A 19,179-nucleotide genomic window follows, 5' to 3' on the forward strand; every position below is an offset into this window, starting at 1 on the left:
CTACCGTCTGGTCGTGCGAAGTTCACATGTAGTGCTGTCGGATCTCCTCGCAGGCACCGGCGCGCGGCTGCGTGCTGGTGGGCGGCTGGCGGAGCTGACTACGCTGCGGGTAGGTGGACCCGCTGTACTGGCGGAGTGCACGACAACCGAGGCGCTGGTCGCGACAGTGCGCGCGTTGGACGCGGCGAACATACCGCTGCTGTTGTTGGCGGGCGGTTCCAATCTGCTCGTCGGTGACGACGGTTTCGATGGTGTGGTGGTCCGGATCGCCACCACCGGTGTCGAGATCGGTGCGGGCGGCGTTGTCGCGGAGGCGGGCGCGAACTGGGATGAGGTGGTACGCGCAACGGTTGCCGCTGGGTTCGGCGGGCTAGAGTGTCTATCGGGTATTCCCGGCTCGGCGGGTGCGACGCCGGTGCAAAATGTCGGTGCCTATGGTGCCGAGGTGTCGAACCTGTTGCGTAGGGTGCGCTTGCTGGACCGAGCCAGCGGCGAGATTCGCTGGGCGGTGCCTGAGGAACTCGGGTTCGGTTACCGCACCAGTGTGTTGAAGCAGCAGGGTGAGACGGTGGTGCTCGCGGTTGAATTCGTACTGCGCGCCGACGGTTCCAGCGTGCCGCTGCGCTTCGGCGAACTCGCTACCGCGCTTGGTGCCGACGTCGGAGAAACCCGGCCGACGGCGCAGGTCAGGGATGCGGTGCTGCGGCTGCGCACGGGCAAAGGCATGGTGCTCGACCCGGTCGACCACGATACTTGGAGCGCGGGCTCGTTCTTCACTAATCCGGTACTTTCCCTGGACCAGGCGGAGCGGGCGCGGGCCGCGATAGTCGCTCATGTGGGTGATGTCCCGGTGCCTGCCTTCCCAGTTCATGAGGGGATCAAGTTCTCCGCGGGTTGGCTGATCGAACGGGCGGGTTTCGGCAAGGGTTTCCCAGGCGAAGAGGCGCAGGCACGGTTGTCGACAAAGCACGCGTTGGCGTTGACCAATCGCGGTAGTGCCAGTGCGGCCGATCTGGTGGCATTGGCCAGGACGGTGCGGGACGGGGTTGTCGAGCGCTTCGGAATCCGATTGGAGCCGGAACCGGTTGTCGTCGGCATCACGCTCTGAAGTGCTGAAATCAACGCTACTTACTGCGGCTACAGACCGGTCGGCATCTTACGCGTAGATTCGACCAGATGAACAACCGTCTGATGATCGGCCGACCGGCTGCCGTGGTGTCGGCCGTGCTGTTGGTGGCAGTTGTCTTCCTGACCGCAGGCTGCACGGTCGATCGCAGCCAGGGGAGGCCGCCACAGAAAACCGGTCCGATCGCCGCGGCCGAGTTGAATCCCGGCGACAACGCTACCGGCGTCAACCCGACCGCGCCGATTTCGGCGACGATCAGCCACGGCACAATCGATCAGATCGCACTGACCAACGCTGCGGGCAAGCAGGTTCGCGGCGAACTCGCGCCGGATAAGCGCAGTTACACCATCACAGAACCGCTCGGCTACGACGCCACCTACACCTGGTCGGGGACTGCCATGGGGACCGACGGCAAACCGATCTCGATCGCCGGTTCATTCCACACCCTCGCACCGAAGAGCACCGTCCCCGCGACGATCAACATCGGCGACAATCAGGAGGTCGGTATCGCGGCGCCGATCATCATACAGTTCAAATCCGCCGTACCGAACAAGGCTGCGGTCGAGCGGGCACTGACCGTCACCACTAACCCGCCGACAGAGGGCGCGTGGGCCTGGCTTCCGGACGACAGTGGCGGCTCGCGAGTGCACTGGCGGCCGAAGAACTACTGGACGCCTGGTACCAGTGTGCATGTCTCAGCCCAGTTGTATGGTCTCGACTTCGGTGGCGGCAAATGGGGCTATTCCGACTTGACCTCGGACTTCCGTATCGGCCGTAGCCAGATTGTCAAGGCGAATGCCCCGAGCCACCGTATGCAGGTTGTTCGGGGCGGACAGACTGTCTTCGATTTCGCGGTCAGCTACGGAGAGGGGAACGAGCCGCGCAATGTCACCCGGTCCGGCATTCATGTGGTCACTGAGAAATACAAAGACTTCATGATGTCGAATCCGCCGTACTACACCAACGTTCGGGAACGGTGGGCGGTACGTATCTCCAACAATGGCGAATTCATCCACGCCAATCCGGCGTCGTTGGCGGCGCAGGGCTCGGTCAATGTCACCAATGGCTGTATCAATCTGTCGCCCGCCGACGCGCAAGCCTATTTCCCTACCGCGCTATACGGCGACCCGGTCGAGGTGACCGGAACGTCGATCCCGCTTTCGGCCGCGGACGGCGATATCTACGACTGGGCGATCGATTGGGCGACCTGGAAGAGCATGTCGGCGTTGCCGAGCGCACCAGCGGCGATGGCGTCGGCCACGCCAGTGCCACCGCACGGTAACTGAACCGGCAGCGCCCCGATCGATCGCGAGAGCCTAGCCGCGCCGGGCGAATCGGGACGGGGTCGCTTGATCGCGCGGTTGGATGATGATCTGGTCCAGGTTGACGTGCGCGGGTCGCGATGCGACGAAACCGACGACCTCCGCGATGTCTTGGGCGACCAGTGGGTCGATACCCTCGTACACTTTCGCCGCGCGCTTGGCATCGCCGCCGAAGCGGACCAAGGAGAACTCGGTTTCTACTGCCCCAGGGGCGATTTCGGTCAGTCGCACCGGTTGCCCGAGTAGCTCGCCGCGCAGCGTGCGGTGCAACACGGCTTGCGCGTGTTTGGCTGAGGTATAGCCGGAGCCATTGTCATAAGCACTGAACGCGGCGACCGAGGTGATGGTGACGATCAATCCATCGCCAGAGGCGATCAACGCAGGCAGCAGGGCTTTGGTAATGCGCAAAGTGCCGAGCACGTTGGTTTCCCACATCCACCGCCAGTCGTCCAGGTCGGCCTCGGTGACCGGTGCCAGGCCCTTGGCGCCGCCCGCGTTGTTGACCAGCACGTCGGCGCGCTCGATCGCCTCGGTGAACGAGCGCACTGACTCATCCGAGGTAACGTCGAGTTCCAGTGCGGTGCCGCCGATTGCATCGGCGAGGTGGCGCAGGCGGTCGAGCCTGCGTGCGCCGACATAGACGTGGTAGCCCTGCTCGGCCAGTTCCTTGGCGGTGGCCTCCCCGATACCCGAGCTGGCTCCGGTGACGACGGCGATACGAGTGCTCATGGCCTTGATCGTAAGTGCGAGGTTCTCGCCACACCCGAAGGCTATCGGTGTAGCACGGTTAGCCTGGCTGGCATGGCTATTCGAGACGCGGTGAGCGCGGACGGCACGACCATCGTCTACCGGGTGAGTGGCCGGGCCGACGCTCGGCCGCTGGTGCTGCTGCACGGCTGGTCGGCGAATCTGCGCTGCTGGGGGACAGCCGCCGACGATCTTGCCGCGCGCTTCCGGGTAATCGCGGTCGATCTGCGTGGCCATGGCTACTCGGACACGCCCGTCACAGGGTACGACGATCCGAAGAACTGGGCTGCCGACGTTGAGGCGGTGCTGGCAGCCGAGGGCATCACGTCGGGCGCGCTGTTGCTCGGCTGGTCTTATGGTGGGATCGTGTTGTCGGATTATCTGACCGCCTGCGGCGCCGCTGCTGTCGCAGGCGTTGTCTATACCGGCTCTATGGCGAACATCGGCCCCGGTGTGCCGGGTGCGGCGACCGGAAGCTTGATGCGGGAGGCGATTCCGGATGTCTTCGCCGAGAGTGCAGGCCGTGCGGTACGCGCCTTCAGCGTGTTCGGCAATGCCAATACCGGACCTGGCTCGGACAAAGGGCCGGATGCGCAACGTCTGTTCGGGGTGAGCCTCGCCACTGCGCCCGCAGTGCGCGAGGCGCTGTTCTATCGGACCGTCGACAACACCGAAATGCTGCGTGCGCTGGATATACCGGTACTCGTTCTGCACGGCACCGCAGATCGGGTCGTCCCGGTCGAGAACGGCCGTTACATCGCCGATACCGTCACGAACGCGCATGCCTCATTCTGGGAAGGCGCTCAACACGGCTTGTTCATCGAGGATCGCTCCCGGTTCGTCGGCGAGGTGAGCACGTTCGCCGAATGTCTGTGAATTGATTCACTGTCGTTATGTGATAGCTCTCACTTGGCGCGGTCGGAGTGTCTGACCCGTTAGAGCGCCGTGCACTATGGAGAGCGTGAGTCAGCGCCTGTACCTACGGCCGAACCGTATTGCCGTGTTGTCGGTGCACACTTCGCCATTGGCCCAGCCGGGGACTGGCGATGCGGGTGGTATGAACGTCTACATCCTGCAAACGGCTATCGAACTGGCTTGTCGCGGGATAGAGGTGGAGATTTTCACCAGGGCTACCGCATCGAATACTCCCCCGGTGCAAGAGGCGGCGCCCGGCGTATTGGTGCGCAACGTGGTGGCCGGCCCGTTCGAAGGGCTGGACAAGTACGACCTGCCTACTCAACTGTGTCCGTTCGCGGCGGAAGTGTTGCGGCAAGAGGCCAGGCACCAGCCCGGCTATTACGACTTGGTGCATGCACATTACTGGTTGTCCGGCCAGGTCGGCTGGCTGATCAGGGACCGCTGGCGGGTACCGCTTGTGCATACCGCTCACACGCTGGCGGCGGTGAAGAACGCTGCGCTGGCCGAGGGAGACTGCCCCGAGCCGGTGACCCGTGAGATCGGCGAGAAGCAAGTGATCACCGAGGCCGATCGGCTGGTCGCCAATACCATCGAGGAGGCAGGCCAACTGGTCGAGCTCTACGGCGCCGCCGCCGAGCGCATCGACGTTGTGCCGCCAGGCGCGGACCTGGCCCGCTATCGCCCTGGCGACAAGAGCGCGGCGCGCGCGACACTCGGTTTGACCACCGGTGAGCAGGTCGTCGCGTTCATCGGCCGCATCCAACCTCTGAAGGGACCCGATGTGCTGGTCCGTGCCGTCGCCGAGGTACTGCGCACGAATCCAGCGAGCGCGCTGCGCGTGCTTATCGTCGGAGGTCCATCTGGCAGCGGGCTGCAGCAGCCCGATGCACTGATCGAGCTGGCCGCCGAGCTGGGCATCGCCGAGCGGATCAGCTTTCTTCCGCCGCAGCCGCCGGAGCAGCTGGTACTGGTTTACCGCGCCGCTGATCTGGTCGCGGTGCCAAGCTACAGCGAGTCTTTCGGGCTGGTCGCGATCGAAGCGCAGGCCAGCGGCACGCCTGTGATCGCAGCTGAGGTCGGCGGGCTCGGTACGGCGGTGCGGCACGAGGTCTCTGGTCTGCTCGTCCCAGGGCATCGCACTACGGACTGGGCGAACGCGCTGCGCCTTTTGCTCGCCGACCCCGACCGGCTACGCCGGATGAGTGAAGGTGCCGTCGAGCACGCCGGGAACTTCTCTTGGGCGCATACTGCCGATGGATTGATGGCCAGCTACCGCGCGGCGCTGTCTGGTTATCGCGATGATCATATGGTGCTCGGCGGGCGCGGCCTCGCGCGCAGCTCGGTGCGCGCCGACGCCTATGATTCCATCTCTGGAGAACGCACTAACCTAGCTGGAGAACGGACTGCCGCTCTTCTCAGTGAGAGCAGCCAGGTCGGATCGCGGGCGCTGTGGCGGCGCCGGATGGGAGTACGCCGATGAACGAGGCGCAGGCAACCGCGCGGCTCATCGATGCGGCGCTGCGTGAAAGAGAGATCGAGTACACCAGGCCCGGAGATACGACTTTTGTCGTCGTCTTGCCTGGCGAGCGCAAGCTGGAAACCACGGTGATGCTCACGGTGGGTAAGCATGGGGTCCGGATCGAGTCGTTCGTCTGCCGTAAGCCGGACGAGAACTTCGAGGGCGTTTACAAACATCTGCTTCGCCGTAATCGCAGGCTCTACGCGGTTGCCTACACTCTGGACCGGGTCGGCGATATCTACTTGGTCGGTCGGATGGCCGCGCACGCGGTTACGGCGGATGAGCTGGATCGGATATTCGGTCAGGTCTTGGAGGCCGTCGATGCGGATTTCAATGTATTACTGGAACTAGGCTTCGCCGAATCCATTCGGCGAGAATGGAAATGGCGGGTCTCACGCGGCGAGTCGTTGCAGAATCTGCGTGCTTTCGAGCACATGGTCGACTCCGCTGACAGATCCTGAGCCGCTCGGCGGAACCGGCCAGCTGGGTTCGAGCCTGGCGCGCGGTTCGCCATAGATCTCGATAATTCAGATTGTTGGAAGGGCGCGGCATTGACCGTTCTCGCTGTGGATATCGGTGCGACGAAGATCGCGGCCGGGGTGGTGTACCCCGGCCGTTCGGTGGATGATGTGCGTCGCGTCGACGTGCCTCCGGTCGGAGTGTGGGAAGCCTGCCGGAAGCTGCTGCTCGAAGTCGCGGGGACAGAGCCGGTCACCGCGGTTGGTATCGGTGCGGCCGGACCAGTGGATGTGCGCACCGGGGTCACCGGGCCGTTGAACATCCCCGAGTGGAAATCGGGTTTCCCGATCGTCTCCGCCGTGCAGGAAGTGTTTCCCTCCGCCGTGATTCGGTTCGCTGTCGACGGCGCCTGTCTCGCATTGGCTGAGCAGTGTGCCGGAACATTGCGTGGGGTACCAGATGCGCTCGCCATGACCGTGTCATCGGGAATCGGTGGCGGGCTCATCGCCGACGGTGCGGTGCTCTTGGGGCGCACCGGGAACGCTGGTCATATCGGGCATATCGTCGTGCCGGGGTGGGATACGCCCTGCGGTTGCGGTGGCATCGGGTGTGTCGAGGCAGTCGCGGGCGGTATGGCATCGGTGCGGTGGGCGCGTGCGCAGGGCTGGCCCGGCGCCACCGGTACGCAATTGGCCGCGGCCGCCCACCAAGGGGAAGAGATCGCCGTCGCCGCACTGCACCGGGCGGGCACCGCGCTCGGCACGGCGATCGCCTCCGCTGCGGCGCTATTGGACATCGACAGGGTGGTGATCGGTGGCGGCTTCGCGCAATCCGGTGCGCCGCTGTGGGATCCGTTGCGGGCTGCGGTGGACAAGCACGCTCGGTTGGGCTATCTGCGGCACTTACGGGTGGAGCCGTCCAGGATCAACCATGGCGCCACCCTGGTCGGTGCTGGCGTGCTCGCCGCAGACGAAACGGTTCGATGGGGGCCCGCTACTGCGGGTAGCCGCCCGGTCCAGTAGCGGGAACCGCCGCGCTCCGGTCGAGGACGCATGGAAGGATGGCGACATGACGTACACCCTCGTGTTGCTGCGCCACGGCGAAAGCGAATGGAACGCTCTGAACCTGTTCACCGGCTGGGTGGACGTGCACTTGACCGACAAGGGCGTCGCCGAGGGCAAGCGTGCTGGGGAATTGCTGGCCGAGCACGGCATTTTGCCGGATGTTGTCTACACCTCTCTGCTGCGCCGCGCGATCTCCACCGCGAATATCGCATTGGATGCATCGGACCGGCACTGGATTCCGGTGGTCCGCGACTGGCGGCTCAACGAACGACACTATGGCGAACTGCAGGGCAAGAACAAGGCACAGATCAGGGAGAAGTACGGCGAAGAGCAGTTCATGCTGTGGCGTCGCAGTTACGATACGCCGCCGCCGCCGATCGACCCGGTCAACGAGTACAGTCAGGAAGGCGAGTCGCGTTACGCAGGCATCGAGGTCCCGAAGACCGAGTGCCTGCTCGACGTGGTGAACCGGATGGTCCCGTACTGGGAGTCGACTATCTCCAAGAATCTACTGTCCGGCAGGACGGTATTGGTCGCCGCGCACGGCAATTCGCTGCGCGCGCTGGTCAAGCATCTCGACCGGATCTCCGACGAGGACATCGCGAGTCTGAACATCCCTACTGGTATTCCGCTGCGTTACGAGCTCGATGAGAATCTCCGCCCGATACGGCCGCGCGAATATCTGGACCCGGAAGCAGCCGCTGCTGGTGCCGCCGCTGTGGCCGGGCAGGGCGGCGAGTAGCAATCGGTAAGCGATCCCACCGCGCCCCATCCTTTTCGGGTGGCGGCGCGGTGTTGTTCTGTAGCCGGTTGTCCTGGCTTGCTATGTGAGTGGTCGGGCCTGTGCGTCGCTCGATACGGCAGGTGTGATCGCCGACCGTTACCGGCGATTATTCCGTTGCGGGTGGAACGATTCCGCAGATCGGCGTTCGTCTCCATCGATATGGTCGGCCCATGGGGTGTGCGCAGGAAAATGAAGCGCAGTTGATGTTACCCATTGTTCAATTCCGGGTGTGGCTATGTACACTCGGCTGGTCCGACCAGCCGAGAGATGGATCACGTTCGATGAAGCACGCGTTGCGAATCGCGGTCGCAGTGGTTGCCGTCACGGTACTCGCCCCCTTTCTCGCAGGCGGCGCCATTGCTGCGCCGCTGCCGACCGGCCCTGACGGCGGCGCTGCGGGCGCGGCATGGGCAGCGACACACGAGGCCCCGCAGGAGTACCCGAATATCCACATCCAGTGGGACGTCCCCATCACGATGAGTGACGGCACCGTCTTGAAGGGCAATCTCTATCGGCCGGCTGATGCCTCCGGCCGACCGATAGAAACTCCGACACCGACGATCGTCAACCTCACGCCCTATACCAAGCTGGTGTCGAATCTGGCCGATCACGCGCAGGCCGTTCCAGGACTGTCCGACGCGCTGATGCAGTGGTTCCGGCAGACCGATATGAGCGGCACGCCGCTGTCTGGTGTCACCGACCTGACCAAGGCGTTCGGTGGCGGCGAGTTGCGCAGCTTCACCGTTGATCGTCAGTTGATCAAGAGTGGTTATACCCAGCTGGTCATCGATGTGCGCGGCACCGGCTTCTCGCAGGGCATCTGGGACATGTTGCGCGGGCGTGAGCAGCAGGACACCGTCGAGGTGATCGACTGGGCGGCGCGGCAGCCGTGGTCCAACGGGCGTATAGGGATGAGCGGAATCTCCTACTCCGGGATCAACCAGGTGCAGGCGGCGGAGAAACGCCCCCCTGCGTTGAAGGCGATCTTCCCGATCGTGCCGGGCGATGATCTGGTCAACGATGTGCTCGTGCCCGGCGGTGGTTTCGGTCTCACCTTCATTCCGATATGGCTGACCGCGGTCAACGGACTCAAGCACCTCCCCGATATAACTTCGATCCTGACCGGGCAGCTCGATACCACACGGTTGGCTGATCGCACGCAAGATCCATGGACGTTCATGGATGTTTTGCTCAACGTCTTGTCCACCGTGCCCATGAAGGATATCGATCCGCGCGCAAGGCAGCTGCTGACCGACAGCTCCCAACCGCGCAAGGATTGGCTCGGAGATGCGAGCTTGATCCAGATACCGACCTTTATCACCGGCGGATGGCATGATCTGTTCGCCTACTCGCAATCCAAGATCTATAACCAGATTCCGCTGCCTCCGGGGCAGAAACAGTTGCTGATGGGCAACACTTATCACGTCAACTCAGGCAATGAGTACGGCAGGCCGGGGTTGCCGCCGCGGCTGGACATCCTGCAACGTGCGTGGTTCGACAAATGGCTCAAAGGCATCGACAACGGCATCGAGCAGTACGGCCCGATCACGTTGCGCCAGCAGGGCGGCGGCTGGATCACCACCGATTCGTTCGCCGCACCGGCCGGTGAAGCAGGTCCGCAGCAGGCGGTGCATCGCAGGATGTACCTGTCGGCGGCACTCAGCGGTACGGCACACAGTGTCTATGACGGTACGCTCAGCCCGCAAGCCCCCGGAGGGCTCGCCCGTCTGACTGTCGCGCCAGGGCTGACCGGGCTGTGTTCCAACGACGCCGCGCAAGGCAGCGGTGGTGTGCTGTCGGTTATCGACGGTTGCGCCAAGGATTCCAGGATCCAAGAACTGAACGGGCTGACCTTCACCAGCGCCCCGGTCGCCGAGCCGACCACGATCTCGGGGCAGATCGCGGTGCGGCTCAACACCGTTCAGGATGCCAACGACGGTTACTGGGCGGTCACTGTGAATGACGTCGCGCCGAACGGCCAGTCGACGGTGCTGTCGTCCGGGCAGCTCATGGCTTCGCTTCGCGCGATCGATGATGCGCGGAGCAGCAGATCGGCCAATGGTGACTACACCGATCCGCGCCCGTTCACCTCGTTGGACCGGCGACAACTGACGGTTCCAGGTGAGGCGACCACACTGGATATCGCTTTGCCTGCCACGGAGGCGATCTTGCAGCCGGGCCATCGGTTGCGTGTCGATGTGTACGCGGGCAACTTCCCCAAGAGCTTGCCGATCCTCCCGATGCTCGTCGACACCGGTTTGCGGCCACAGCATCTGCAATTGGATCCGAACCGGCCGAGTTTCGTCAATATCCCGATCGGCGGAAATCCGGGCTGGTAATCCAAGGAGTGGTCGAGCGGGTGCCCGCATACCTTTCACTGTCTCGGCTGTGGGGGTGGGAAGTCGGGTGCGGGCACATGCTGCCCGACCCGGTTGCCGAGCTTGCTGTGATACAGCGGACGCAGTGGATCGTCCACTGGGTCATCTCCCGTGGGACCGTGATGCCGAACTCTGCGTAAACATACGGCGAATGAGGCCGGAAGGCGTTATGACCTGCGCGGAACTTTATGCACCCGGAGTGGGCTGGTCGGTCGGCGACCGTACGATTCAAGTGTGAGTGTTCCGCAGGCCATGCTGTTTGCAGTCCTTGCGGCTGTTGTCGGCCTGACAGTGGGCGGATTGCTGATCCCGTATATGAATGCCAGGCAGGCTGCGAGGAAGCGAGCCGAGTCTGGCCTCACCACCTCCCAAGTGCTCGACCTGATTGTGCTCGCCTCGGAAAGCGGCATCGCGGTTGTCGACGAGTACCGTGATGTAGTGCTGGCCAATCCTCGTGCGGAGGAACTCGGTCTGGTCCGCGAACGTCTGCTCGACGAGCGTGCCTGGACGGCGGTGGAGAAAGCGCGAGCTACCGGTGAGCCCGCCGAGTTCGACCTCACTGCCAAGAACTTGGTTCCCGGCCGCGGCCGCATCGCTGTGCGTGGCGTCGCCAGGCAGTTATCGCGGGAAGAAACCACCTTCACCGTGCTATTCGCCGACGACGACTCCGAGCAGGTCCGTATGGAGGCCACTCGGCGCGATTTCGTCGCCAATGTCAGCCATGAGCTCAAGACACCGGTCGGTGCGATGAGCCTGCTGGCCGAGGCGCTACTGGAGTCGGCCGAAGACCCGGAGGCCGTACGACACTTTGGCCAGCGTGTGCTCGGCGAATCGCTTCGGCTCGGGAAGATGGTGACCGAACTCATCGCGCTCTCGCGCTTGCAGGGCGCGGAGAAGCTACCTGAGCTCGAAGCGGTGGATGTGGATACTGTGGTGGCGCAGGCGGTCGACCGGTCACGGACCGCTGCCGAAGCCGCGAGTATCACAGTCAGCACCGACCGTCCGAGTGGGCTGGAAGTGCTCGGTGACGAAACCCTGCTGATCACCGCACTATCCAATCTAGTGGAGAACGCGATCGCCTACTCGCCGCCCGGTTCGCATGTGTCGGTGAGCCGATCGCTGCGCGGCGATCACATTGCGATGGCGGTTACCGACCGTGGTATCGGCATCGCGAAGGAAGACCAGGAGCGAGTATTCGAGCGGTTCTTCCGCTCCGATAAGGCGCGTTCGCGGGCTACCGGCGGCACTGGGCTCGGCCTGGCTATCGTCAAACATGTCGCTGCCAATCACAACGGGGAAATCACCCTGTGGAGCAAGCTGGGCACCGGATCGACATTCACTTTGCGCATACCCGCCCACCACGAAGCAAACGCTGAAGACAGTGATGCTGTGGTGCGCACGAAAGAAACCAGCCCGCGCTCTTCTAGCTCGGGCCGACCGAATGGTGTGGAGGCACGCAGATGACCAGTGTTCTGATCGTCGAGGATGAGGAGTCGCTGGCCGATCCGCTCGCGTTCCTGCTGCGCAAGGAAGGTTTCGAGGTCATGGTGGCCGGTGACGGGCCATCTGCGCTCGCCGAGTTCGACCGGTCCGGGGCGGACATCGTCTTGCTCGATCTCATGTTACCCGGTATGAGCGGCACCGATGTGTGTAAGCAATTACGCACCCGTAGTGGCGTTCCAGTGATCATGGTCACCGCGCGCGACAGCGAGATCGACAAGGTGGTCGGCTTGGAACTCGGTGCCGATGACTATGTCACCAAACCGTATTCCGCGCGGGAGCTCATCGCGCGCATTCGCGCGGTACTGCGCCGCGGTACGGGCGACGAGCTGGACGGCTCCAGCGACAGCGGCGTGTTGGAAGCAGGACCGGTCCGAATGGACGTCGATCGGCACACCGTCATGGTGAACGGCAAGTCGGTGACTTTGCCGCTCAAAGAATTCGATCTGCTCGAGTACTTGTTGCGCAATTCCGGGCGGGTGCTCACCCGCGGTCAGTTGATCGATCGGGTCTGGGGCGCCGACTACGTCGGCGATACCAAAACTTTGGATGTGCATGTCAAACGGCTGCGTTCGAAGATCGAGGCCGACCCGGCCAAACCGGAGCACCTGGTTACAGTCCGCGGCCTCGGCTACAAGCTGGAGGCATGACCGCCGTCTGCCGGACGGGTGCTCGGTGGGCGGGCTATCACGTGGGCTGCTCGGCGGGATCATGCATCCGCTCGGCGTGCACAGTGGCGGGGTGGACGGCGATCAGGCCGAGCCCGGCGCGGCGTTCGCAGTGTCTGACCAGTTCTGTGTAGGCGGGGGCGCCGAGTAGTTCGGTCAGTTCCGGTGCATAGGCTTGCCAGACCGGCTTGCTGCCGACATGTGCGTCGGGGGAACCGGAGCAGTACCAGGCCAGTTCGGCCCCGCCGGGACCCCAACCACGACGGTCGTACTCGGTGATCACGGTGTGCAGGATCTCCACGCCATCGGGCCGGTCCACCCATTCCTGGGTGCGTCGGATCGGTAGTTGCCAGCAGACATCCGGTTTCACCTCCAGCGGCTCGATGCCGCGGCGCAGTGCCATGGTGTGCAGCGCACAGCCGACGCCGCCCGCGAAGCCGGGACGGTTGAGGAAGACGCACGCACCGTCGAGTCGACGAGTGCGCAACGCGGGTTCGTCGTTCAGCTCGTCGGATTCCAGGTAACCCTTTTTGGTGACCTTGCCTTCCGGGTCGGTGGCCTCGGCCATGAACTGCCAGTCCTTCGGTGTGAGCATTTTCACAGCGCGTTGTAACCGTTTGCGATCATCGTCGTCGGAGAGGAATGCGCCGTGTGAACAGCAACCGTCGGAAGGCCGGTCGGTCAAGATGCCTTGACAAGCTGGTGTGCCGAATACGCACGTCCATCTCGATAAAAGCCAGGTCAGATCAGCGGTAATCAGATGCTCATCGTTTGCAGGATCAAGGAATTCGATCCATTCGCGAGGAAAGTCGGGATCGACCTCGGGGGTCGGAACAAGCTTTCTCGCTGGTGCGGGCTGGGCCGGGCCGTTCGCGGATACGCCTAACGTCACGGTTGAGGACGCTAACAGTTCGGTCGCCTGGGTTGAAGTACCACGGCACCCAGTACCGTATTCATGTGCGGCTTGGGGTACTCGATGTCGGAAGCAATACCGTCCACCTGCTGGTGGTGGATGCGCATCGCGGTGGCCACCCCTTGCCCATGAGTTCAACGAAGGCCACGCTGCGTCTGTCGGAGAACATCGACGAAGCGGGACGCATCACCGAGGCTGGTGCGCGACGGCTGATCGACACCGTCGCCGAATTCGCCAGCATCGCCGAGACCTCCCGTTGTGTCGAGCTGATGCCGTTCGCCACCTCGGCGCTGCGTGAGGCGACCAATTCCGATGAGGTCCTCGCCGAGGTGCGCGCGTCGACCGGCGTCGACTTACGGGTGCTTTCCGGCGTCGATGAGGCGCGGCTGACCTTCCTCGCGGTGCGTCGATGGTTCGGCTGGAGTGCCGGCCGCATTCTCAATCTGGACATCGGTGGCGGATCATTGGAAATGAGCAATGGCGGCGACGAAGAACCTGATGTAGCGCTTTCTCTGCAACTGGGCGCGGGCCGGTTGACACGGGAGTGGTTGAGTGAGGATCCTCCAGGTAAGCGCCGGGTGGCGGTGCTGCGCGACTGGCTCGACGCCGAGTTGGTGGTTCCGGCGAAAAAACTGATCGAGCCGGGCAGACCGGATCTGGCTGTCGGCACCTCGAAGACGTTTCGCTCGCTCGCTCGACTGACCGGTGCGGCGCCTTCCGCGGCGGGCCTGCGGGTGCGTCGCACACTCACCAGTTCTGGTCTGCGCCAACTGATTGCGTTCATCTCGCGGATGACGGCGGCCGACCGTGCAGAATTGGAAGGCGTGAGTTCCGATCGGTCACAGCAATTGGTGGCCGGCGCGTTGGTCGCGGAGGCGAGTATGCGGGCGCTGTCGCTGGATACCTTGGAGATCTGCCCTTGGGCGCTGCGCGAGGGGCTCATTCTGCGCAAACTGGATACCGAGATGAATGGTGGACCCGAAGCGATCTGCTCAGCGGGGCCTGCGGCCGAAGGCGGCACGCCGGTTGGCGGTAGTACGCGATCGTCGGGCTCGATCGGGGTGGTGCCTTCATGAGCGAGGATTCCCAACAACTATCGGTGGCGGAGCTGCTAGCGCGAAACGGCAAGCAGGGGGGTGCGGGAACCAGTGGAGGCAGGCGCCGTCGTAGTGGCCGGGGCATCTCCGTTGCCGAACTGACCGGCGACCTGCCGATCGTCCGGGAGAGTGGCCATTCCGCTCACGCCGCGTCGGATTCAGATGAGGAAGAGCCCGAGTATTCGGCGTCCGCGCTCGAACCGCCTGTACAGGAACCAGTTTCCACTACGACGGAGCCACCGTCCCACTCTGCCGTGCCGGATCGGGAGCTGTCTTCCTCCGCACAATACGTCGCGCCCTTCGGCTCGCTTTCATCGGGCACTTCTTTGCCCAGACCCCACTCGGCCGGATCCGGACCGCATGTGGCCGACCCGCTGTTCAACGGTGTTTCCGAGGTACCGGCTCTTTCCGGCCGCAGACGCAGGCGAGACGAGCTTGCCTCGGAGGATGCGGAGATCGAGCACTCGATCCGGCTCTCCGGGCACAATCTTTCCGAGCACAATGGTATTCGGGGTGGCCGTGCGGCCAGGCGCAGAGCTGCGGAGGCGGCGGCCGAGGAATCCGGCCCGCCCACTGCGGCGTGGACACCGACTGATGGCGATGACGTTCCTGATCCGGAAATGCCGATCGACCCGGAGCCGGTCGTTTCGGCCGACACCGAGCGGAGTACATACGGGAGATCGCCTCTATACAATGGTGAGGACGATCTTCCCGACCGGTCCGCTCGACAACACAAGAATCGAGACCCGTCACGTGACGCGGAGCTGGCGTCCGGCGGCATCCCGACCGCCGCATTTTCCCTGGCCAGTCGAGACCAGCAGCTGGTCTCTGGTCAGACGGTGGCGGGCGATTTGTTACGTGATGGTGTCGAGCGGGCTGAGCGCGCTGGGAAAGACGGAGCCAGCCATAGTGAGCGCGAAGCCAGAAATTCTCATGGCGATGCTGCGGAATCCGATGGCATCACCGATGTGCACGAGCCGGTCGAAGCGGACGAGGAGGAGCAGTCCAGGCCTGCCCGCGCCGCATCGCCGCGCCGGTCGCGTGCGGCGAAGAAGTCGGTGGACAATGTCAACCGACGTCAGTGGATGATCCTGGGTGGTCAGAGTATCAGTGCGGCCATCGTCGGCATGGTGCTGTTCAAGGGGTTCGAGCGTATGTGGGAGGTGCTTCCCTTGGGGGCGCTGGCCTTGGCGGCGATCGTCATTCTCGGCTTGGTGGCTCTCGTCCGAATCCTGCGTAGGACCGACGATATCCTCAGTACTGTGATCGCTGTCGTCGTGGGCACCTTTGTCACGTTGGGGCCGCTAGCCTTTCTTCTCAGTACGAGTTGAGCAGGGAGCGGTCGTGGGGAACATCGGACAGGCGAGCGAGACCGGGCGACAATATGCGCCTGGTCCGGTGGCACGGACAGGAGTTGTCGCATCGGACGAGCCGGGCGAGGCGATCAGACACAGGCCTATCCAAGTCGGCTTGTCCACAGCTTCGGTGTATCCGCAGAATACCGAGGCCGCTTTCCACTACGCGGCCGAGCTCGGCTACGACGGTGTCGAATTGATGGTGTGGGCCGAACCGGCCAGTCAGAGTATCGATACCGTGCAGGCTTACTCCCGCAAATACGGTGTTCCGGTACTCGCGGTACACGCGCCCTGTCTGCTTATCTCGCAGCGGGTGTGGGGCGCGGACCCAGTTGCCAAGCTCACGCGAAGCGTGCGTACTGCGGAGGCGCTCGGCGCGCGCACTGTGGTCGTACATCCACCGTTCCGCTGGCAGCGTCGCTATGCGGCGGGGTTCGTTACGCAGGTGGCCGAACTGGAAGAGACCAGCTCGGTGATCGTCGCAGTGGAGAATATGTTCCCGATGCGCGCGGACACGCTGTTCGGTCGTAGTGGCGGAGCGGTCAGAAGGTTGGAACGGCGCGGTGGCCCTGGCCCCGCGCTCACCGCTTTCAGCCCGTCATACGATCCCACCGATACCGGTTTCCGGCACTACACACTCGATCTGTCGCACACGGCGACCTCAGGTGCCGATCCGCTGGCCTTGGCGACCCGTATGGGGTCGGGTCTGGCGCATCTACACTTGGCCGATGGCCGAGGTGCCGCCCACGATGAGCATCTGGTTCCGGGTGAGGGCACTCAGCCCTGTGCACAAGTGTGTGCGCATCTGGTCCGCACGGGCTTCTCCGGCCAGGCAGTGGCAGAGATCAACACCCAGAACGCGCGTACGGTGGGAGACCGGGCTGCCATGCTGCACCGCACGTTGACCTTCGCGCGCAGGCATCTAGACACTTCCCCCACTTCAACGTCCGCCTCCACCGGCCAGAGCCGAGTCTCGGCCGAACCGCCGATGTGACACCCGTCCCATCTCGGATGGGGAGAGATGAACATCGAATTCTCACTGTTGTACGTTGTACGAATTCTAGTAGCCGAACTGCGACTGGAACCGTGCGTGGCGCTAGTGGCGCAGTCCATAGAGGACAGGAGTGAGGATGACGACGGAGCTGGCGGCCGACTCGGGCCCTGCGCTTACCATCGATGCGCCGTTCAGTCGGGTGTGTGAGCTGACCGAGCTGCGGACGACAACCCCGGACGTGGGTCGTTACGCGGGTGTTATCGACGAAATCTGGACTATCGGAACAAAGGTGCACGGGGGCACCATGGTCGCGGCCAGTGCGGCAGCGGCAGCGAAGTGGTTACGGGCTTCTGATCCAGCTCTGGTCGAGATGGCCCCTCTTGCCGCGAGCTCCGATTTTCTCGGTGCGCCGAATCCCGGTGCGGTGGTGTACGAGGTGCGCGTCCGTAAGATCGGTCGCCAGATCTGTCTTGCCGACACCGAGCTCATTCAAGACGGGCGCGCTCTGGTGCGCACGGCGTTCACCTTCGGGCGGTTGGACGACACCGACCCGATATACGTGGCGCAAGGTATCGACGTGCCCATGCAGCCGCCCGCCGATGCGATTAGTTACGCGCCGGGTTCCCCGATGGGCAATATGATGCGCATGGGTCAGGGTGCCGAAGTCTACCTCGACCATGCATGGGCTCGTTTCGCCGATGGAGAAAAGGGAGAGCCGCGCCTGCGGATGTGGATGCGTCCAAGGCCCGGCGATGAGCAGGACTCCGACATCGCCATGTTCTTCGCTATGATGTGCGCGGACATGAGCCCGCCGGTGCCGTTGAATCTCGGTCGCTTGGGTTGGGCGCCTACTGTGCAGATGACCACATATTTACGGCGCAGGCCCGCGCCGGGTTGGTTGCGGATTATCGCCACCGCGCATGAGGTCGGTGATCGAATGTTCGATGAGGACCAGTTGGTGTTCGACTCCAGCGGAGCGATTGTCGCGCAGAGCCGTCAGCTGGCTCTTGTTCCCCAGCGCGGGATGTGAGCCGCGCGCCGTCTAGCCTTGAGGCCCATGACGAGAATTGCGGTGATCGGTGGCGGGCGTATCGGGGAGGCGTTGATCGCTGGGCTGCTGGAGTCTGGACGAATGACCAAGGATCTGGTCATCGCGGAGACACACCGAGAGCGAGCAGATCTTATAGCCGATCGTTTCGGTATCCGGGTTACCGATGATGTGGCAGATGCGGTCGTCGGCGCGGATCTACTGGTGATCGCAGTGAAGCCGAGTGATGTGGACGGCGTGCTCACTTCACTGGGCAAGGCCGAGCTGAGCAGCGATCGCGACCAAGTACTTGTCTCATTGGCTGCTGGAGTGCCCACCTCCCGGCTGGAGAGCAAGTTGCCCGCCGGATTCCCAGTAGTGCGGGTTATGGCGAATACACCGATGCTGGTGGGGCAGGGTATGAGCGTGATCGCGCCTGGCCGTTACGCGCGGGGGCAACATCTGGAACTGGTGACCGAGGTGCTCAGCGCGGTGGGCAAGGTGGTGGCTGTCGCGGAGACCCAGATGGACGCGGTCACTGCGGTGTCCGGGTCTGGGCCCGCGTATTTCTTTTTGGTCGTCGAGGCCATGGTGGACGCGGGTGTCGGGCTCGGGCTCACCAGAGATGTTGCCACTGAGCTCGTGGTGCAGACCATGATCGGCTCGGCGGCGCTGCTGGACAGTTCTGGCCAGACCGCGGCAGACCTGCGTGCCGCGGTCACCTCGCCGGCGGGGACTACTGCGGCCGCGCTCCGTGAACTGGAGCGCGGTGGATTACGCTCATTGTTTCTGGAAGCGCTGTACGCGGCCAGGCAACGGTCGGTCGAACAGGGCGCGTCCGCGGAATAACCGGTCCTCTTTCGCTGGGAAACGCCGATTTCTCACTCCCGTCGCAGTAACACCACCGGTCCCGCTAAGCTTCAAGGAGCACGTGCGTGTCTGTTCCGCCGGTGGGGAAGCCGGCGGCGCGGACGTGCCGGAGGTCGATGGTGCAATGATGTCTTCGAATAAGATGTCTGCGGATTCCGGCAGCTCCGGACCGGCGGGCAACCGGGGAAATCCCCGGGTACAGCGGGATTCGGCGCCGCAAGGGCAATCTGTGCTCGGCGGTGGTACCCAGTTCCTCACTGTCGCCGAAGTGGCGACTCTGATGCGGGTATCCAAGATGACGGTTTACCGTCTCGTGCATTCGGGCGAGCTGCCCGCTGTGCGCGTCGGTCGATCGTTCCGGGTGCATGCCAAGGCGGTGCACGATTATCTGGAAGCGTCCTATTTCGACGCCGGTTGAGGCGGTTTCGGGGCCGGAGG

At 63.8% G+C, this 19,179-nt stretch carries 18 protein-coding genes; 16 read left to right on the forward strand and 2 right to left on the reverse strand.

Annotated features, from left to right (window positions below; genetic code table 11):
* The first annotated feature begins 13 nt into the window (after nucleotides 1–13).
* Both ACX4ZE_RS15365 and ACX4ZE_RS15370 read left to right on the forward strand, forming a co-directional pair.
* A complete protein-coding gene (locus ACX4ZE_RS15365) occupies nucleotides 14–1,108 on the forward strand; it encodes a UDP-N-acetylmuramate dehydrogenase (RefSeq protein WP_480274107.1) in 1,095 nt (364 codons plus the stop codon).
* Between the two features lie 68 nt (nucleotides 1,109–1,176).
* Nucleotides 1,177–2,412, forward strand: a complete 1,236-nt coding sequence (locus tag ACX4ZE_RS15370) for a L,D-transpeptidase (RefSeq protein WP_480274108.1) — start codon at nucleotides 1,177–1,179, stop codon at nucleotides 2,410–2,412.
* 30 nt (nucleotides 2,413–2,442) lie between these two features.
* Here ACX4ZE_RS15370 and ACX4ZE_RS15375 read toward each other — a convergent pair whose 3' ends face one another.
* On the reverse strand, nucleotides 2,443–3,177 hold the full coding sequence (locus tag ACX4ZE_RS15375; protein ID WP_480274109.1) for an SDR family NAD(P)-dependent oxidoreductase: 735 nt from the start codon (nucleotides 3,175–3,177) through the stop codon (nucleotides 2,443–2,445).
* Between the two features lie 72 nt (nucleotides 3,178–3,249).
* Between ACX4ZE_RS15375 and ACX4ZE_RS15380 the strand changes: the two genes are divergently transcribed.
* The 8 genes from ACX4ZE_RS15380 (at nucleotide 3,250) to ACX4ZE_RS15415 (ending at nucleotide 12,467) form a co-directional block, all read left to right on the forward strand.
* A complete protein-coding gene (locus ACX4ZE_RS15380) occupies nucleotides 3,250–4,071 on the forward strand; it encodes an alpha/beta fold hydrolase (RefSeq protein ID WP_480274110.1) in 822 nt (273 codons plus the stop codon).
* Between the two features lie 76 nt (nucleotides 4,072–4,147).
* Nucleotides 4,148–5,593 (forward strand): D-inositol-3-phosphate glycosyltransferase, encoded by a 1,446-nt coding sequence (mshA, locus tag ACX4ZE_RS15385; protein ID WP_480274111.1) that lies wholly within the window; start codon nucleotides 4,148–4,150, stop codon nucleotides 5,591–5,593.
* Nucleotides 5,590–6,093 (forward strand): type III secretion system chaperone family protein, encoded by a 504-nt coding sequence (locus tag ACX4ZE_RS15390; RefSeq protein WP_480274112.1) that lies wholly within the window; start codon nucleotides 5,590–5,592, stop codon nucleotides 6,091–6,093. Before mshA ends, ACX4ZE_RS15390 begins: the two co-directional genes overlap by 4 nt.
* A gap of 90 nt (nucleotides 6,094–6,183) precedes the next feature.
* The gene (locus ACX4ZE_RS15395; protein ID WP_480274113.1) at nucleotides 6,184–7,113 is read left to right on the forward strand and encodes an ROK family protein; all 930 of its coding nucleotides are present in this window, start codon (nucleotides 6,184–6,186) and stop codon (nucleotides 7,111–7,113) included.
* A 46-nt stretch (nucleotides 7,114–7,159) separates the two neighbouring features.
* Nucleotides 7,160–7,897, forward strand: coding sequence for a phosphoglyceromutase (locus ACX4ZE_RS15400; protein ID WP_480274114.1), 738 nt, complete (start codon nucleotides 7,160–7,162; stop codon nucleotides 7,895–7,897).
* Nucleotides 7,898–8,220: 323 nt separating this feature from the next.
* Entirely contained in the window at nucleotides 8,221–10,278 is a 2,058-nt protein-coding gene (locus ACX4ZE_RS15405) for a CocE/NonD family hydrolase (RefSeq protein ID WP_480274115.1), read from the forward strand.
* Nucleotides 10,279–10,551: 273 nt separating this feature from the next.
* On the forward strand, nucleotides 10,552–11,781 hold the full coding sequence (locus tag ACX4ZE_RS15410) for a sensor histidine kinase (protein ID WP_480274116.1): 1,230 nt from the start codon (nucleotides 10,552–10,554) through the stop codon (nucleotides 11,779–11,781).
* Entirely contained in the window at nucleotides 11,778–12,467 is a 690-nt protein-coding gene (locus ACX4ZE_RS15415) for a response regulator (RefSeq protein WP_480274117.1), read from the forward strand. The genes ACX4ZE_RS15410 and ACX4ZE_RS15415 overlap by 4 nt, the downstream gene beginning before the upstream one ends.
* A gap of 37 nt (nucleotides 12,468–12,504) precedes the next feature.
* Here the strand turns inward: ACX4ZE_RS15415 and ACX4ZE_RS15420 are convergent, their stop codons facing one another.
* Complete coding sequence (locus ACX4ZE_RS15420; protein ID WP_480274118.1) at nucleotides 12,505–13,377, reverse strand: DUF3109 family protein; 873 nt, start codon at nucleotides 13,375–13,377, stop codon at nucleotides 12,505–12,507.
* A 65-nt stretch (nucleotides 13,378–13,442) separates the two neighbouring features.
* Here ACX4ZE_RS15420 and ACX4ZE_RS15425 point away from each other — a divergent pair, with 65 nt between their 5' ends.
* The 6 genes from ACX4ZE_RS15425 (at nucleotide 13,443) to ACX4ZE_RS15450 (ending at nucleotide 19,159) form a co-directional block, all read left to right on the forward strand.
* Nucleotides 13,443–14,474, forward strand: coding sequence for a Ppx/GppA family phosphatase (locus ACX4ZE_RS15425; RefSeq protein ID WP_480274119.1), 1,032 nt, complete (start codon nucleotides 13,443–13,445; stop codon nucleotides 14,472–14,474).
* Nucleotides 14,471–15,826, forward strand: coding sequence for a hypothetical protein (locus ACX4ZE_RS15430; protein WP_480274120.1), 1,356 nt, complete (start codon nucleotides 14,471–14,473; stop codon nucleotides 15,824–15,826). The genes ACX4ZE_RS15425 and ACX4ZE_RS15430 overlap by 4 nt, the downstream gene beginning before the upstream one ends.
* A gap of 112 nt (nucleotides 15,827–15,938) precedes the next feature.
* Nucleotides 15,939–16,844, forward strand: a complete 906-nt coding sequence (locus ACX4ZE_RS15435; protein ID WP_480274147.1) for a sugar phosphate isomerase/epimerase family protein — start codon at nucleotides 15,939–15,941, stop codon at nucleotides 16,842–16,844.
* Between the two features lie 136 nt (nucleotides 16,845–16,980).
* Entirely contained in the window at nucleotides 16,981–17,874 is an 894-nt protein-coding gene (locus tag ACX4ZE_RS15440; RefSeq protein WP_480274121.1) for a thioesterase family protein, read from the forward strand.
* A gap of 27 nt (nucleotides 17,875–17,901) precedes the next feature.
* The gene (proC, locus tag ACX4ZE_RS15445; RefSeq protein ID WP_480274122.1) at nucleotides 17,902–18,720 is read left to right on the forward strand and encodes a pyrroline-5-carboxylate reductase; all 819 of its coding nucleotides are present in this window, start codon (nucleotides 17,902–17,904) and stop codon (nucleotides 18,718–18,720) included.
* 163 nt (nucleotides 18,721–18,883) lie between these two features.
* On the forward strand, nucleotides 18,884–19,159 hold the full coding sequence (locus ACX4ZE_RS15450; RefSeq protein ID WP_480274148.1) for a helix-turn-helix domain-containing protein: 276 nt from the start codon (nucleotides 18,884–18,886) through the stop codon (nucleotides 19,157–19,159).
* Nucleotides 19,160–19,179: the final 20 nt, after the last annotated feature.

The organism is Nocardia sp. TBRC8007 (assembly GCF_056629435.1).